Annotated in this window: 17 protein-coding genes and 1 tRNA gene; 7 read left to right on the top strand and 11 right to left on the bottom strand. The window is 65.3% G+C overall.

Going from position 1 to position 16033, the window contains the following annotated elements; all coding sequences use genetic code 11:
- Positions 1 to 62: 62 nt before the first annotated feature.
- The 3 genes from B3Z70_RS11295 to B3Z70_RS11285 form a co-directional block, all read right to left on the bottom strand.
- The gene (locus B3Z70_RS11295) at positions 63 to 380 is read right to left on the bottom strand and encodes a hypothetical protein (RefSeq protein ID WP_292045590.1); all 318 of its coding nucleotides are present in this window, start codon (positions 378 to 380) and stop codon (positions 63 to 65) included.
- A gap of 348 nt (positions 381 to 728) precedes the next feature.
- Positions 729 to 1775, bottom strand: a complete 1047-nt coding sequence (locus B3Z70_RS11290) for an RcnB family protein (protein WP_292045589.1) — start codon at positions 1773 to 1775, stop codon at positions 729 to 731.
- Positions 1776 to 1933: 158 nt separating this feature from the next.
- Entirely contained in the window at positions 1934 to 2518 is a 585-nt protein-coding gene (locus tag B3Z70_RS11285; protein ID WP_292022726.1) for an RcnB family protein, read from the bottom strand.
- A 286-nt stretch (positions 2519 to 2804) separates the two neighbouring features.
- Here B3Z70_RS11285 and B3Z70_RS11280 point away from each other — a divergent pair, with 286 nt between their 5' ends.
- Positions 2805 to 3110 carry a sel1 repeat family protein gene (locus B3Z70_RS11280; RefSeq protein WP_248116989.1) on the top strand — a complete coding sequence of 102 codons (306 nt, stop codon included), beginning with the start codon at positions 2805 to 2807 and terminating at the stop codon, positions 3108 to 3110.
- A gap of 21 nt (positions 3111 to 3131) precedes the next feature.
- On the opposite strand, the gene B3Z70_RS11275 is transcribed toward B3Z70_RS11280, so the two are convergent.
- Positions 3132 to 3884, bottom strand: a complete 753-nt coding sequence (locus B3Z70_RS11275) for a polysaccharide biosynthesis/export family protein (RefSeq protein WP_292022725.1) — start codon at positions 3882 to 3884, stop codon at positions 3132 to 3134.
- 122 nt (positions 3885 to 4006) lie between these two features.
- Between B3Z70_RS11275 and B3Z70_RS11270 the strand changes: the two genes are divergently transcribed.
- Positions 4007 to 5446, top strand: a complete 1440-nt coding sequence (locus B3Z70_RS11270; protein WP_292022723.1) for a GumC family protein — start codon at positions 4007 to 4009, stop codon at positions 5444 to 5446.
- 48 nt (positions 5447 to 5494) lie between these two features.
- Positions 5495 to 6196, top strand: a complete 702-nt coding sequence (locus B3Z70_RS11265; RefSeq protein WP_292022721.1) for a hfsB — start codon at positions 5495 to 5497, stop codon at positions 6194 to 6196.
- Between the two features lie 7 nt (positions 6197 to 6203).
- Here the strand turns inward: B3Z70_RS11265 and B3Z70_RS11260 are convergent, their stop codons facing one another.
- Genes B3Z70_RS11260 through B3Z70_RS11245 form a run of 4 tightly spaced genes read right to left on the bottom strand, consistent with a single transcriptional unit; the run spans position 6204 to position 11030 of the window.
- Positions 6204 to 7136 (bottom strand): glycosyltransferase family 2 protein, encoded by a 933-nt coding sequence (locus B3Z70_RS11260; protein WP_292022719.1) that lies wholly within the window; start codon positions 7134 to 7136, stop codon positions 6204 to 6206.
- Entirely contained in the window at positions 7136 to 8071 is a 936-nt protein-coding gene (locus tag B3Z70_RS11255; protein WP_292022717.1) for a glycosyltransferase family 2 protein, read from the bottom strand. Before B3Z70_RS11255 ends, B3Z70_RS11260 begins: the two co-directional genes overlap by 1 nt.
- Positions 8068 to 9513 carry a lipopolysaccharide biosynthesis protein gene (locus B3Z70_RS11250; protein WP_292022731.1) on the bottom strand — a complete coding sequence of 482 codons (1446 nt, stop codon included), beginning with the start codon at positions 9511 to 9513 and terminating at the stop codon, positions 8068 to 8070. The genes B3Z70_RS11255 and B3Z70_RS11250 overlap by 4 nt, the downstream gene beginning before the upstream one ends.
- Positions 9514 to 9524: 11 nt before the next feature.
- Positions 9525 to 11030: an exopolysaccharide biosynthesis polyprenyl glycosylphosphotransferase gene (locus B3Z70_RS11245; RefSeq protein ID WP_292045587.1), complete on the bottom strand. Its 1506-nt coding sequence runs from the start codon at positions 11028 to 11030 to the stop codon at positions 9525 to 9527.
- 125 nt (positions 11031 to 11155) lie between these two features.
- Here B3Z70_RS11245 and B3Z70_RS11240 point away from each other — a divergent pair.
- The 3 genes from B3Z70_RS11240 (at position 11156) to B3Z70_RS11230 (ending at position 13062) form a co-directional block, all read left to right on the top strand.
- A tRNA-Ser gene (locus B3Z70_RS11240) sits at positions 11156 to 11247 on the top strand.
- A gap of 208 nt (positions 11248 to 11455) precedes the next feature.
- Positions 11456 to 12583: a hypothetical protein gene (locus tag B3Z70_RS11235; RefSeq protein WP_292045585.1), complete on the top strand. Its 1128-nt coding sequence runs from the start codon at positions 11456 to 11458 to the stop codon at positions 12581 to 12583.
- Entirely contained in the window at positions 12580 to 13062 is a 483-nt protein-coding gene (locus tag B3Z70_RS11230) for a hypothetical protein (protein ID WP_292045583.1), read from the top strand. The genes B3Z70_RS11235 and B3Z70_RS11230 overlap by 4 nt, the downstream gene beginning before the upstream one ends.
- Positions 13063 to 13099: 37 nt before the next feature.
- On the opposite strand, the gene B3Z70_RS11225 is transcribed toward B3Z70_RS11230, so the two are convergent.
- The 3 genes from B3Z70_RS11225 to B3Z70_RS11215 form a co-directional block, all read right to left on the bottom strand.
- The gene (locus tag B3Z70_RS11225) at positions 13100 to 13309 is read right to left on the bottom strand and encodes a hypothetical protein (protein ID WP_292045581.1); all 210 of its coding nucleotides are present in this window, start codon (positions 13307 to 13309) and stop codon (positions 13100 to 13102) included.
- Between the two features lie 451 nt (positions 13310 to 13760).
- Entirely contained in the window at positions 13761 to 14312 is a 552-nt protein-coding gene (locus tag B3Z70_RS11220) for a hypothetical protein (RefSeq protein ID WP_292045580.1), read from the bottom strand.
- Positions 14312 to 14824 carry a hypothetical protein gene (locus B3Z70_RS11215; RefSeq protein ID WP_292045578.1) on the bottom strand — a complete coding sequence of 171 codons (513 nt, stop codon included), beginning with the start codon at positions 14822 to 14824 and terminating at the stop codon, positions 14312 to 14314. The genes B3Z70_RS11220 and B3Z70_RS11215 overlap by 1 nt, the downstream gene beginning before the upstream one ends.
- Before the next feature lie 610 nt (positions 14825 to 15434).
- On the opposite strand from B3Z70_RS11215, the gene B3Z70_RS11210 reads away from it, so the two are divergent.
- Positions 15435 to 16007: a hypothetical protein gene (locus B3Z70_RS11210; RefSeq protein WP_292045576.1), complete on the top strand. Its 573-nt coding sequence runs from the start codon at positions 15435 to 15437 to the stop codon at positions 16005 to 16007.
- Positions 16008 to 16033: the final 26 nt, after the last annotated feature.

The following is a 16033-nucleotide window of genomic DNA, read 5'->3' as shown; positions in this document are numbered from 1 at the left end:
CGACGCGGCTACAAGAACAAGGCCCCCGCAGAGCGATCTGCGGGGGCCTTTTCAGTATCGGTTCAGACCGAAGGCGGGGTCGCCGGTTCGGGCGGCGCCGGAGGCGCAGGGGGCGCTGGCGGTTCGGGGAATTCCGGCGGCGCTGGCGGCGTGTTCGGGTCGGCAGGCGGCGCAGGGGGCGGCGCAGGCTGTTCGATCGGCGGCGACGGCGGAGCGGGCGGGACCGGCGCGTCAGGCTGCGAAGGCGGCTGGTGTGCGGGGTCATGCGGCCCGGCGTGATCGACGGGCGGGGGAGGCGGCGGTGCGGCGGGCGCTTCCTGCGCCACGGCGGCGCCGGCCAACAACAGGCTGGAAGCCAAGGCGGTCAAGGCGATCTTCATGTGAATATCCTTCCGTGAGGGCGTCTTGAAAAAACGGGGCGTCGTCGGGTTGCGACGACACGGAGGATCGTCGTCCATCGCGGCCCTTTCTGGCCGTGGCCAATCGAAGACTTCAGATGGCACGTTGCTGTCTATGTCGCGCGTCCAAGCCGACGACCGCCAAATCGACGGGATGAACACTGACCAAGGCGCAGGCCGTTCAGTGTCGAAAGCCGCCTCGGCAGGTCAAGAGATCGACAAGGTTGGGCGTCCGGCGACATCCGAACGGCGCAATGTCGGCGCGTCACGCAAGAAAAAGGCCCGACATCCAAGGTTGTCGGGCCTAAGGAAGAAAAATTTTGCTGGGGATCACCAGCGCCAGGCGTCTCGGACGACGTCGACAATATAGCCGTCGTATTCGTCGATCAGATACAGGCTGTTGTCGACCGAAACCCAGCGGGTTCCAGCCGGCGGATAGCCGAGGCCATAGGTGCGCCAGTCCTGAAGCTGGTAGCGCCAGAAGGCCTCGGGCAGATATTGGCCGACAGACCAGTTGCGACCCCAATAGGATCGCGGCACGCTGTAATAGCCCCAGCCAGGCGCGAAATAGAAGCCGGCCCGGAAGCCGTCATAGCCCCTGAAGCGGTTGTCGTTGTGCCACCAGTCGGCGCGGTGGTTGCGGTAGAAGTCGCGCCGCCAGCGCTCGGCGTCGAACCGCTGACGGAACTCGCGGCGCAGACGTTCCCGCTCGCGATCGTTGTTCCAGCCCGGGCGGGGACGGTCCGGTCGATTCCAGCCGTCTGGCCTATCGGGCCGGTTCCAGCCGCCGTCGGGACGTCCGGGACGCGAGCCGCCAGGGTTCGGCCGGTCTGGGCGGTTCCATCCCCCTTCGGGACGATCCGGGCGTCCGCCGCCAGGACCGGGCCGGTCCGGCCTGTTCCAGCCGCCTTCCGGCCGCTCTGGGCGTTGACCGCCCGGCGTGGGCCGATCCGGGCGCGGGGCGCCGGCGTCGGGGCGATCAGGGCGCGTGCCGCCCGTGTTAGGCCGGTCCGGCCTGTTCCAGCCCCCTTCTGGCCGTTCCGGTCGCGTGCCGCCAGGGTTCGGACGGTCGGGTCGGTTCCAGCCGCCTTCCGGCCGTTCGGGCCGTTGGCCGCCGTTCGACCGGTCAGGTCGGTTCCACCCGCCCTGGGGCCGGTCGGGGCGAGGACCGCCGGCATCGGGGCGCGCCGGCCGCTCGAAGCGGGGCTGGGTCTCGCGCGTCATCGCGGGACGGTCCGGGCGATTTGCGCCGCGATCTGGACGTTCGCGACGTGGCGCGGGCTGTTCCGTCGCATCCTGGGCCAGGGCTTGAAGCGGGGCGGCCAAGGGGCCGGCGACGGCGGCGATGGCGGTGAAAGCCATCAGGAGGCGTTTCATGGTCTTTGCGTTCCTGCACACCGGTTGGCCGGCGGCTTGGGATGACGATGCGGCGATGGCGATGAACCCGGACTGAACATGGGTTTCAGCTTGCTTCGTCCCATTGAAAAAGCCCCGCAGACGACTGCGGGGCTTCTCGATACTGGCGTCAAATGGGTTCAATAGACGCCGGACATGACGCTGGCGATCAGGCCGGTGGCCACGGCGATCATCAGGATGTCGTTGCCGGCATGGACGTAGCGATAGCCGCGCGGGGCCTCGCGCAGGCCGTAAACATACGGGTCGCGGACATAATAGCTGCGGTACTGCGACGGCAGATAGCCGCCCGTGCGCCAGCGATAGCCCGAGTAACGCGGCTCGACCCGGTAATAGCCGTAGCTCGGCGCATACCAGTAGCCCGCGCGCGGACCGTTGTAGCCGCGGAAGTCCGCACGGCCGCGCCACCAGTCGCGATTGTTGCGATCCCAGCGGTCGTTGCGCCAATCGCGACGGTCGTCGCGACGCTCGGCCCAATAGTCCCGGCGGTCGTCGCGGCGATCACGCCGGTAGTCGCCGCGATCGGCATATCGACCGTCGCGCCAGTCGCGGCGATCATCGCGCCGCTCGTTGCGGAAGTCGCGGCGGTCGTCGCGTCGATCCTGACGATATTCGCGGCGGTCGCGGTCCTGGGCCTGGACGAGCATCGGCACGGCTGTGGTCGACAGGGCGAGGGCGACGACGGCGGCCTTGGTGAGGCGGTTCATCTGAAGTGCTCCATTCCTGGGCGGCCGACGAAGACGCCGGATCGACCCGTTGATGAACCCGAACTTCGCGCCCGGCGGCTGAATGCCCGCTGAATGGCGCGGTCAGGTTCTAGAAGCCGTTCGCAACCGGGTTTTCGACCGGTGAATCGCCGGGCGAGTATTCATTCCTGCTTTACTGAAAAGTCCGCACGACGCCGTTCGCCGTTAACTTTAACTTCAAACCGCCGGTATTTGATGAGGTCTCATAAGGCGGGGCCAGAACGGCGCCCGTTCGGGAGATACGGTGATGAACGCGCAAGAACTGGCGCATGATCTGCAGGCCCAGAACGACGGGCTGCCGCTGCCGACGCCGGACATGTCCGGCGACGACCTGTTCAAGCTGGGCATGATGTATTCGGCCGGATCGGGCGGCTGCCCGATGGACCGGGTGTCGGCCCATATGATCTTCAACCTGGCGGCCATGAAGGGCTCGGTCGAGGCGCGCGTCTATCGCCGCGAGATGAGCATGGAGATGGAGCGCGAGGAGATCGCCGAGGCCCAGAAGGCGGCGCGCCGCTATATCGACCAGGGCGTGGTGCAACTGGTCGCCTGACCAGACCTGCCGGATGGCGCGTCAGAACTGGGCGAAGCCGTTGCCGCGCGTGCCATTGATCGAATAGCTGAAGCCGATGGGCAGGGCGGCGCGGACCTGGGTGAAGAAGGCCGCCAGTTCGCCCAGCGTCGAGCGGGGCACGAACAGGATGTCGCCGCGCCGCAAGGGCGCGACCTCGCCACGACGCGGCCGAAGATCGACGACCCGCATCATGCGCGAGCCGCCGGGACCGCGACGGATCAGCGCCACTTGGTCCGGGCGCGATGTCGGGGCGAAGCCGCCCGCCTGGATGATCGCCTGATAGGCGTCCAGCTCGCCCACCATCTCCAACACGCCTGGCGTGCGGACCTCGCCGTCGACCCAGACGCGGATCGGCCCCGCCTGACGCAGGGTGACCTCGACCACCGGCCGGATCAGCTGGGACGCATAGGCGCCGGCCAGGTTCTGTTGCAGTTGCGGCAGCGTCTGGTCCGCCGCCATGACCGACCCGATCAGGGGCAGGGCGATTCGACCGTCCGGTCCGACCTTGACCGTGCGCGTCAGCTCCGACGCCGTGGGCGTGGCCACCTCGATCTCGTCGCCGGGATAAAGCAGATATTCCGGCGGCCGGTCCGTCCAATCGGCGAAGGGTATGCCGGCGAGGTCGCGATCCCGCGCGCGCGAAGCCTCGAAAGAAGAATGCGACACACCCGCGCCGCCGCCGCACGCCGCCAGCGAGGCGGCGATCGAGGCTGAACCCAGGGTCAGCAGGAACAGGCGGCGATCTGTCGGCATGAGAATCGGTCGGCCCTAGAGCAGCGGTTGGAGGCAGGGTCGTCGGTTATGGGTAATCATCGGTTAACGCCGGTGGGCGAAGGGTGAGAGGAACAGGTCTTTCAAGGGATTCGGCGCGCCCGATGCGTTCCACGGCATACGTCACGGCAAGACCGCGCTACGGCGTGCTGGACGTGATCGGCCTGCTGTTTCGCGAACTGCTGCTTATGATCCTGGTCTTCGTCGTGATCCTGGGGTTGGGGTTCGCGGCGGCGATGACGCTGAAGAAGAGCTACACCGCCACCGGATCGGTCTTCGCCGGCGTCGGCCAGGAATATGTCTATCAGCCGCGTGTCGGTACGGCGGAGCGGGGCCAGGCGCCGCAGGGCGACGAGGTCGCCAACTCCGAAGCCGCCATCCTGGGTTCCAGCGCCGTGCGCCAGAAGGTGGTCCAGGCCCTGGGCCCCGCCGCAATCCTGGGCGAGGCGCCGAAGGGCGGGCCGCAACGCGCGCAGGCGGCCGCGATCAAGACGGTGGGTGCCAGCCTGGGCGTCGCCACGGCGCCGGGCAGCGCGGTCATCCATCTGACCTACAAGGCCGACGATCCCGAGCGCGCGGCGCGGGTGCTGAACGCCGTGATCGAACAATATCTGATCTATCGTCGCGAAGTGTTTCAGGACAAGACGCCGGCCATCGCCAGCCAGCGCGTCGCCTTCGAGGATGAGTTGGGCGACGCGGATCGGGCCTACGAGACCTTCCTGACCTCCAACCAGATCGGCGACTTCGCAGCGGCCAAAGCCACCTTGGCGGCGACCTATCAGAGCGTCTTCACCGACCGGATGTCGACCCAGAGCCAGCTGAACCAGACCAGCCAGCGGCTGAACACCCTGGTGGCGCAACAGGCGGGGACGCCGGCCGAGGTGGCGCTGCAGCAGGATCTGAACATCTCGGCCCAGGATCAGGTGCTGCAGCTGCGCACCGAGCGCGAACAGTTGCTGTCGCGCTATCAGCCCGACGCCCAGCCGGTGAAGGACATCGAGGCGCGCATCAACCAGCTTCAAGCCTATGTCTCGACCGGGACAGCGGTGGGGGCCAAGGAGGTGCGAACCGGCCCCAACCCCGTCTGGACCGAGTTGGAGACCAACCGCATCAACACGCGCGCCGAGCGGGATTCGCTGGCGGCGCGTCTGTCGGTCCTGGATCGTCAGCTGAACGACATTCGCGGCCGTCAGGCGCGGCTGACGGCGCTGGAATCCGAGAACACCACCCTGGCCGGCAATCGCGAGGTTCTCAGCGCCTCGATCCGCGAGTTCCAGCAGCGCGAGACGCAGAGCCGGGCCGACAACGCCCTGGTCGCCGCCGGCGCCGACAATGTCACCGTCATCGAACGCGCCCAGCCGCCCTCGACGGGCAAGAGCCTGAAGATTCCTTTGTTGGCGGCGGTCTTCCTGTTCGCGGGTTTCACGGCCCTGTGCGTGGGGCTGCTGCGGGTGTTCACGCGGCGGGGCTTCAGCACGCCGGCCTCGGTCGGTCGGACGCTGGACATGCCGGTCCTGGCCGTCGCGCCGGCGAAGGCGGCCTGACCACAGCCGTGCTAGGCTAGGGGTTCGAGGGAGCGCCTTGGCGATTCGATGGTCGATCTGACGTCTGAAATGGCGGGTCTGTGGGCCGCGCTGGGAACCGCGCCGGCGCACCGCGCGCGCGTCATCCAGTTCGCCGCCGCCGCGACCGGAGAGGGCGTCTCGACCGTGGCGCGCGAGTTCGCGCGTCTGGCGGCCGTGCGGGCGCGCAAACCCGTGTGGCTGATCGACGGCGACCTGGCGCAACAGGGGCAGCTGGAGGCCGTGTCGGCCGAGCCGGATCGGTTCGGTCAGATCGGCAAGGCGGCCCAGGCCTCGCCCGACGGGTCCAGCTTCTACGCCGTGACGCCGCGCGTAACCGGGCGCGACGGCAGGCCCGTGCCGGATGCGCGCCTGATGACCGCCCGGCCATGTCTGGGCGGCCGGCTGTGGGTGACGCATTTTCACATGGAGGCCCTGCGGTCCGGGCATCGGGTCGAGGCGCTGGGCGATCCCCGATACTGGGAGGCGTTGCGGTCCCATGCCGACACCATCGTCATCGACGCCCCGGCGGCCGACCGCAACGACATGGCCATCATCCTGGCCCCCTTCGTCGACACCACCGTCATGGTGGTCGCGGCCGAAAGCACGGCCGCCAGCGCGCCGGTGATCCTGCGCGACGAGATCGAGGCGGTGGGCGGGCGGATCGCCGGGGTGGTGATGAACCGCTCGACCTATCGCGCGCCGGGATTCCTGCAGCGTCTGACGGGCTGACGCTGGATCAGTCGGCGCGCGCCAGCATGGCCGCACCGTACAGTTTCGGCTCGAAGCCCTTTGTCCAGAACAACTTGCCGAGGCCTCGGGCGCAGCGGTCGTAGGTTTCGGCCCGATCAGGACGGCGCAGGATGGCGGATACGAGCGACGCGACGCCCCATACGGCGGTTTGAGCGCCGCCGACCAGCATCCACTTGATGACGCCCGGCCAGTCGCGGCGGTCGGCGGCCATCTGGCTGGGGCTTTGGCCATAGGCGAAGGCGCGGGTGAGGGCGTAGCGCAGGGTGGCGCGATGCGACGGCGCGAACTCGTCCACCCAGGCGCCTGCGGCCCAGCCGAAGCGGCCGCCGCGCGCCATCAGGCCAGTGAACAGGCGGTCGTCTTCGCCTCCGGTCTCATTCGTCGCCACGTCGAACGGCGCGTCGCCGGGCAGGGCGGTCGCGCGCACCATCAGACTATTGCCGCAGCCGTGGATGTCGTCGGTCAGGCCGGTGACGTCCGGCCCGTCGCGCCCGAAGAACCGCTCAAGGTAGGTTGTGGTCCAGCCGGTGTTTTCCGGCACGCGGCCGCGAATGGGACCGAACAGGACATCGGCGCCGGTCTGGGCCTGAGCGTCCAGCAGGGCCGCCAGCCAGCCGGTCGAGGCGGCTTCGTCATCGTCCAGAAAGGCGATCAGAGGCGCATCGGTCGCCGCTAGACCCACATTACGCGCGGTCGCCACGCCAGGAACAGGCGCATGGGCGTAGATCAGCGGGATGGGCGCCTCGGCCTGCAGCCGCTGCACCAGCGGGGCAGCCGAGCCGTCGGGATCATTGTCGGCGACCACGACGGCGGCGATGCGATCCAGCGACCCGACCTGGGCGAAGACCGAGCGTAGGGCGCGCTCCAGCCCCTCTGGCCGGCGCAGCGTGGGGATGATGACGGCGACGTCGGCGGCCATCAGATCGCATCCGCATAGACGGCGGCGCGATAGAGCCTCAGCGCAAAGGCGCGAGCCTTTACCGGCAGGACGGACGTCACGGCGGCCTGTTTCATCGCCCGGCGAACTGCGGGCAGCAGCGGCAGACGCTTCAAGGCCCGCGCGGCGCGATAGCTGGGGTAGGTCTGGACGATGGCGGGATGCAGGGCGACGACGCGGGCGAAGTTGGCCGCGCCCTGATCGAACTTACGCGCCAGATCCTCAACCGTATCCAGGCCCATATGTGTCGCGGGATTGTCGATATGAACGACGTCGAATCGGCGCGAGACGCGCATGGCCCATTCCACGTCCTCCCATCCCCAGCCGGTGAAGCCGGGATCGAAGGATTCGGCGGCGAAGACGTCGCGCCGCACCAGCAGGTTGGAGGTATAGACGTATTTCTCGGGCGTCAGGGCGCGGGTCGCAGCCGGCACGCATTCGGACGCCGCCGACAGGGCGCGGTGAACGGCGAAACGGGCGTCGGTCGGGGCCTGATCCAGCGAAAACCCGCCGAAGGCCGCCGCCGGATCGGTCTCGGCGACCAGGGCGCGCCAGGTCTGGAGGAAATGCGGCGTGTCGGGTCGCATGTCGCTGTCCAGAAACAGATAGGCGTGACCGCGCGCGGCGGTGGTCAGGCGGTTGCGTCCCCGTGCGCGTCCTTCGTTGCACGGCAGGGAGATCAGACGAACGGGCAGACGCAAGGCGTCCGCGGCAGCCCTTAGCCGTTCCGTCAGGGCGGCGTCCGTCGTGCCGTCGTCCAGCAGGATCAGCTCGACCGCGCCGTTCAATGCCTCGGCTTCTCGATCCAGCAGCTCCATCAGCGCCTGAGGATCGTCGCGCAGGAACGGGATCAGGACCGAGATCGTCGGTCGGGCGGCCGCCCAGGCGGCGTTATCGTGGATGGCGGCCCCGGTCATGCGGCTGCCCGGCGGCGGGCCTGGACCAGGCGTTTCAGCACATCGCGGACTCCGGCGGCGTTCAGCGCCAGGGCGGCGCCGGCATAGACCAGGCCGCCTATGCCGACGTCCAGGATCAGCTCGACCAGACCGCCCAGCGGCGGAAGCATCAGGACCATGGCGGCCATGACGGCCGAGGCCAGGCCGCAACGCGCCAGCGCGTCCCAAGGCACGGGCAGGGCGATGGCGCGACGGCTGAGCAGCAGGCAGGCGATCAGACCGATGGCGAAGCTGGCCGCCGTGGAGATGGCGGCTCCGGCCACGCCCAGTCGCGGGATCAGCAAGAGGTTCAGCATCACGTTGCACAACGCCGGGATGGCCATGGTGATCAGCAGCAGCCCGGTCTTCTTGCCCAGGGTGAAGCCGAAGCCGAAATAATAGGCGATCAACCCGGACAGGAAGGACGAGGCCGCGATCCACGGCGTGACCAGGGCGGCGGCGTCCCTGAGATCACGCCCGATCATCAGTTCCGCCATTGGTCGCGCGACCAGCGACAGGCCGACGGCGGCCGGCAGGCCGATCAGGATCAGCGTCGAACCCTGCTCCAGCGCCGTCTTGCGAAGCGCCTCGCGCCCGCCGCGCTCCAGCGCCATGACCATGGCCGGCGCCCCGGCCGCGCCCAGCCAGATGAAGATGACGTCCAGCGTCCGGTTCGCCAGGCTGTAGCTGGCGTGATAGGCGCCCACCGCCGCCGCATCCATGAAGGCGGCCAGCAGGAAACGGTCGGTCGAGGCCAGCACCAGCGCCAGGGTCAGGGACGCCGCGATCGGATAGCCATAGGCGGCGTAGGCCCGCAGCCGCACCCGATCCACCGTCCCCCCCGTCGTCTGACGCAACTCTCCCGGCAGGATGAAGGGCAGGGCGAACAGGGGGGCGATGGCCAGACCCAGCAGCGGCGAGGCCGCGCCGGCGCCCGCCACCGCGAACCCCGCCCCGACCAGGAAGCCCAGCACGGCGACCAGGATGTCGACGCCGGCGGCCTTGGACACCTCGCCCGCCGCGCGGAACCGCTCCTGCGCCAGCTTGGCCAGATTGCGGACGGGCGCGCCAGCCAGGCCGAACGCGACCGCCACCTTGAACGCCGGCGTCAGCGGCGCCAGCCACACGACCAGGGCCGCGATGGGGATGAAGACGGCGATGATGGCGAAGGAGGTGCGATACAGGCTGGCGAAATGGGTCGCCATTCCCTCCGGCGTTCGCTCCGCCGCCCAGAACCGGGCCATCGACGCTTCCAGCCAGCTGAAGGTCACCGTATGGGCCAGGGTCGTCACCGAAAACGCCAGGGCGTAGTGGCCGAAGTCGGCGGGGCTGAGCAGGCGCGTGAAGACATAGAGGGTCAGGAAACCGACCACCCCCTGGACGATCTGGGCCGGCAGATAGCCCCAGACGCCGCGCCAGAACATGCGCTGCTCGCTCAACGCACGGCCGCCCGGTCGCCCAGCAGGACGGGGATGGTCACGGCGATGATCCACAGGTCCAGCCAGAAGGACTGGCGCTCGACATATTCGATGTCCAGCTGCACCCGCTCGCGCACCTGGGCCTCGGTGTCGACCGGGCCGCGCGATCCCTTTATGGCGGCCCAGCCGGTCATGCCGGGCTTGATGCGACAGCGGTGGGCGTATTCGGCGACCAACAGGGCGGATTCGGTCTCTCCGGTCTTCATGCCGATGGCGTGGGGGCGGGGACCGACCAGGGACATCTCGCCCGACAGGACGTTGAAGATCTGAGGCAGTTCATCCAGGCTGGTGGCGCGGATGAAGCGCCCCACGCGGGTCACGCGGTCGTCGTCCGCGCAGACCTGACGCGATGCGGTGGCGTCGGCGGCCGCATGGCGCATGGACCGGAACTTCCACACCACGATGCTCTCGTGATTGAAGCCGTGGCGACGCTGACGGAAGAAGATGGGGCCGGGGCTGTCCAGACGCACGGCCAGGGCGACCATGGCCATGATCGGCGCCGCTGCGATCAGGGCCAGGGCGCCGAGCAGCAGATCCTGCATCCGCTTGTTGAACGCGCGACGGTCGCGGTCGGCGGGGCCGTCCAGGGCGGCCAGGGGCGCATTGGCCAGGCGGTTCAGCACCCCGTCGCGGCCCAACTCCGAATCGACCAGAACGGTCAGCGGATTGGGCAGGGTCTGCAGGCGCTGGGTCAGATCGCGCACCCGCTGGCCCGCCTCGGGGTCGATGGCCAGCACGATCCGGTCGATATAGGGCATGATCCGGTGGGTCATCAGGGCGTTGGCGTCGCCCAGAACCGGCACGCCGGCGACGCTTTGCGGGGCGCGGGCCAGCCGGTCGTCGAACACGCCCAGCACGTTCATGTCGCGTCGCTCCAGCGCCTGTTCGATCAGGGTCTGGGCGTTTCTGGTCGCGCCGACCACGACGATATTGGGCGACAGGGCGCCCTGCCGCCGCCAGCGCGCGATCAGTCCCAGCCAGACACAATGAAGGCCGATCAGACCGGCCGTGACCGTCGCCGCCCAGGTCCCGACCCGTCCCATGTCGTCGGCGCCGACCGCCAGACACGCCAGCATCGCGCCGCAACCGGCGATCAGGCCGCACGCGGCGACGCCGACCAGATGCAGCACCCAGGTCTGGTCGCGTGCGAATCGATAAAGTTGAAACGCCCGCAGCGCGGCCAGCGCCGAGGCGGCGCCCAGCACCAGCGGGGCGACGTCGGCCATCGTCATCGCACCTAATGCGGCGGGCCGAACTGCAAAGATCGCCGCCAGGGTCACGCCGAGCACGGCCAGCACGTCGATCAGACGAAAATAATGGGCCGACAACCGCACGGCCGACCGCTGGCGCGCGTTCAGCCAGACCTCGGGCCGGAACGGTCCCCGCGCGGCGCGGCCCTTGTCCTGTGCGGCGCCGCCCTGGCCCGGCGCGCGGGCGGCGAGACTGTCGGGGCGGTCGAGCATCGGGGTCCGGAGCCGTTTGACGAAACGCCATTCTGCCGCTTCGGCCTCTATGTCGCGTTAACATGAACCCTTTCGCGCGAACCGGATTGCGCGACGCATCAGCCTCCGCTATCGACGCCCTCGCAGGAGACGTGGCCGAGTGGCTGAAGGCAACGGTTTGCTAAATCGTCGTACCGGGTAACCGGTACCGAGGGTTCGAATCCCTCCGTCTCCGCCATTTTCCTAAAAGCTCAGTAAAAACAATCGCTTAAAGCGGCTTCGCGGCGGATTGTGTGGCGCTTTGTGTGACGCGACTTGGGCCGTCAATCTGCTGTGGATGGGTGCATTCAAAGTGGTGATTCTGTCGCGTTGCAACGTGTGGGTCATGGATAGACACGCTCTCCGCGCCTCGATATGCACGGCCTACACGAGGGAGAACATGGTTGATGGCTACGGCGGTAAAGGTCGATATCGCGACGCGCTTCGTTGGCGCACGTGAGGACATGTACATCATCCGGCCCGGTGATGGGTTTTCCCTGTATGAAGACTTCGTTCGACAAAAAGCCGTCTTCCTCGATTTCCCTGATATCCGCCTGAACTTTGCTGGCGGTCGTCCCAAAAGGGATGCCCTAAGACAGGCCGTGGTCCGGTCTATGGAGCTTAGGTCGTGGCATCGCGCCCATCGCGTCGGCGACGAACCGTCCCGCGATCCAGCCGACTATGTCGATGCTGCAAAGGGGCGTCGTGTGGGGCGATACGTGGGGGCGATTGAACGTCTCTATTATACCCTTCCTATCGGAACGATCATTGTCGTACCCGGCCCGGGCTATTTCAGCGACGTGCTGATCGGCGAGTTGGAGGGGCCGCCAGTCGTCGTCAACGACATCAGCCTCTACCCCGGTGAGAGCGTGCCTGTTCGGAAGGTTCGCTGGATCGGCAAGAAGCCAAAAGCCCGTTTTGGCCCAATCCTCCGCGACCGGCTTCAAAAGCCGACGCCCATTATGGCGATTGACCGGAGCCTTCGGCACGAGATTTTGGAGGCCGCGTTCGATCAATATGCCATCGGTGAAACCTACAGCGCTCGGCTAAAAACCACTGAGGCCGATTTCAGCACGCTTGATGACTACAACATCCAGTCATTCTTGAACTATGTGTCTGGTGTGCTTGCCGCTGTCGAAGAGGGGCATGAACCGGCAAAGCTGATGGATATGTCAGCTGCGCTTGCTGTGCTAAAAGCCAACCGTGACCTCGTCCCCGAACTGACGGCGAACATCAACTCGCCCGGTGCGTTACGCCTATTCAATAAGAAGATTTTGCCGATCACTGCTGCTGTTTTCCTAGCTGTCGCGACCGCTGGGATTGATGGGGCGGTTGATATTCAAATCGTCAATAGCGCGGTCGCGGGGGATGATCCCTGTGCGCTTGAGGTGCAGGAGCAGGCCATGGCGGCGATTAAGATGATGGACCTCGGCGCTTGGCATAAAGTTTGCGTTCAAGCGCGCGACGCTGAGCAGGCTACCGGCCTCTCCACGGCGATAAAGGTCATTCCGGACCCCGCGAACTCGCAGCCATGACGATGTCAATCGCAGCTCACGAAGGAAAGCCAGCTAGCCGATTGCTCGTCGTAATCGGCTTTCTGTGCACGACTGCGGTAGGTGGCTTGGTGACGCTTGGCGTCGGTATGTGCAGCGCCGATTATCAAGCGACCCGTCAAGACCGTACCGCTCAGGTGAACCAGTTTGTCGAAGCATCGAAGGCGTTCGACCCGTTAGTCGTGTCGTTCGTGCAGGAAGTTTCCAAGGGCGATCTGACTTCCCCCACGAGGGAAAAAATCAAAGCCAATCTGGTGGAGCAGCGTAACACTCTCGAAAGCGCGTACAGTCTATTGGACGACCGTGAGAAGGCTATGGCCGATGTGTACGTGGAGGCGCTTGTCGATGCGGATGATGGGTTGAGGAAAGCGACGGGTCCACTCGACTCTCGCGACTTCGCGCAAGCCGCCGTCCATGTCGCCGAAATACGACCGGACCTCTACGAAGCTCTTCGGAAATGAAGAAGGGTGACGGCCTGATCACCCTTCCAGTCTTTGCCTAGGTCATTCGCTCCCTGATATCGGAATAGCCACCCTGGACCATCAGGACTGCGCTTCCCGCTTGTACGCCTGTAATGACGCCACGTAGCGGGTGCTTGAGGAAGTGAAGGTATAGGTCGCCTTCCCGGATCGCTTCGATGATCACGGATTGGTCCATGATTTCGCAGAACAGGTCTAGGTCGATCAGTTCGGCATGGTGGTCTTGCATATGTCCCCCGACATGTTGGATTCGACGAATCGAAGAGGCGTTGTTGAGGGAGGGATATTTAGATTAGGATACTTGACTGTGCGGATTGTTAATCGGATTTCTGAATGATTATTTTCGTACGGAGTGGTGATGTCTTCTGATTGGTCATTCTCTTGGATTGGTTATGTTTTCTGATTGAGTTTGTTCTGATTGGTTATGTCTTCTGATTGGTAGGCATGATTATGAGTCCGGCTCCGGAGCGTCCCCCAGTGCCGGATTTCAATGCTGACGTGCTGCGGAGCCTCTTTCGTTTCTAGGCTGGCGCTGCTGGCTTGGTCGTGGGGGCCGAAGACTGACTTCTTGCTTCCCAGCCTCCGGGCCGATGCGGCTACCTCCGGAGGGCTATACGTCTGGTCGTTTGGTCGTTTGGTCGTGTTGGCTTGTATCGCGGCGTTGTGGTGGTCGTTTGCTGTCAGGTGACGTTGAGGATTGTTCCCCAATCGTAAGTCATGCCGGTTCGGGCGTAGCCCTTGCCGCTGTAGATCGCCGCGCCGATTGATCGGATGCGCTCAAGATCGAATGTCGGTTCCCACGTCGGGTTTCGACAGACGGCCTTCGGCGCACGAGGACGTGACGGGTAGTGTCGGAGGAAGGGTGAGGTGATCTCCGGTTTGTCGTCCTGACCCCAATAGGTTCGAAGGATTGCGCGCAGATGCTCTTCCTCGTTCCCCGTCAGGCTGATCCATCCGTGGATGTGTGGATAGGGCGTCCCTGATCCCGTCGTTGGCTCGTAGAACGCTGCGAACGAGGGGAGGTCACCCGGTGTCGGGTCTTTACGGCGTGGAAGGCCGCAAAGCTCCCGGCCAATCCTACGGGCAAGGCGAGAAAGGTCAGGCCGAAAGCTGACATCCGGATCGAACGAGCGTTCCGGATAGCAGCCCGCCGTCAGGGTGATGAAGTGGGTCGCGCCCATATCATCGGCCCATTCCGCGAGATCAGAAGCCGGAATGCGAAGAGCGCCCATTAGTGGACGCTCGGGACCACCGTGTTTTCGGTGGCGTGGACGCTGGCGGAGTCCAGCGCGGCGGCGACATCCCGTGCGACCGGAAGGGCCATCGGGAAGTCGGTGTCGTTGATGATGAGGTGGATGCGGCGACCAGCGGGCTTAAGCCGGATGGTGTGGCCGTGTTCGGCGGTGATGATCTGGAAGGCGGCGACCGGGCGTCCTTCAAGGGTATCGGTGATGGCGTCAGCCAGGGCGACGGCTTCTTTGCCGGTGAGAGCGGCGGCGTCGATGAAGGGGTTATAGAGCAGGACAGCGTTTCCGACCTTCGCACAGGTCGGCTTGATGACGAACGGCGGTGGAGCCGGACTCCATGCCGTTTCCTCCTGATAAATCTTCAACCCCTCCCGGAGCAGTCGGTAGAGCAGCAAGCCCTTGGGTTCGCCACGCATGACCGACAGGAAGTCGAGCATCCGGTAGCTGGCGTCGTTGATCCGCACATGGCGGGATTTCGGGGTGGTGGCGGTCGGCATAGCCTCTGTGGTTGATGACATGGCGCCATTGTATAGCAATGGCATCGTCAAAGCGAGTCCATTTCTCCTTTCGGGACCACGATTGCTACATTCCTATCACGCTAGTCTCTATTTCCGAGACAAAACCTGACCTCGACACGGCCCTGATGTAGTTTTCTTGATCAATCGTGTGTCCCGATTGCCGGAGAAAGAGCGAAAATGTGTCGGGTCGAACGATTTGCATCTTGACACGACCCCCTTTCCTCGCGAGTATCTGAATGAGCGGTAGCGAGTGAAGATACGAGCTGTATATAATCTTATAAAGATTCGGATTCATTAGAATATTCAGATTCTATAAAACTTCGTGGGAGAGGGGTAGCGTGTCAAGAGCCGCTCCCGGCGTTCGAAGGCAACCTTCTCAAAACAACCCATACCGGCGTTGCTTCAACTATCGCCAAGAAGGCCGATTTCCGGGCCGTGGAACGCCAATCGCTGCTTAGATGGATGTCGGTGCCGGCTTGCGAGCTGAATGGGTCGCAAGCCCTATTTCAAGGCAACTCTTGATAGTTGCGCCTTCACCTGACGCGATTTTGCGGTTAGCTCATGCTCACGTTTGTGATGAAGAGCCGGGGTGGGCATGGCAACTAAGGTAGAAGAAGTCGAGATCTTCACGGGGACGCCGGACTTCGAGTTCGAAGTCATCCGCCAGGTAGAGGCGAAATGCGAGGCGTCTCATGCCTTTTCCAGTGCGCCAAGCATGGATGAGGTGAATACCCGGTTGAAGGCGCTGGCTGCGAAGGTCGGCGGGAATGCTGTAATCAAGGTCAACTACGATAGCGGCATCAGCCTCACGTCGTGGCGGGCGCTCAAGGCGACCGGCGTCGCGGTCCGGAAGGTGTCGGACGAACGCCTTTGTCCAGTGTGTGCGGAAATCATCAAGAAGGCCGCTACTAAGTGCCGCTTCTGTGGTGAGGTTCTTTCCACTTCGGAAGCCATCAGCCCCCCTGCTGTTCAATCGACGTTCGAGCCCAGTCAGCCTCCCACTATTGGCCGCCCGTCCTATGCCGAGCGGGTGAATCCCAACATGAACGGCCTTCTAGCGAATGCGCCGTTGAGGGACTCGGACGCGATGCCTGCGTGGGTCTATGTGCTGCTCGCTATCATGGCGGTTGGCGTTTTTATCGCATTCACGTCCGGAATGTGAGCGCAGGTATGGCGACTCCTTCTACC

It is taken from the genome of Brevundimonas sp. UBA6550, from assembly GCF_002434505.1.
Lineage (GTDB): Bacteria > Pseudomonadota > Alphaproteobacteria > Caulobacterales > Caulobacteraceae > Brevundimonas.
The sequence above is the reverse complement of the archived record's forward strand: the minus strand, read 5'-3'. Positions and strand labels throughout refer to the sequence as shown.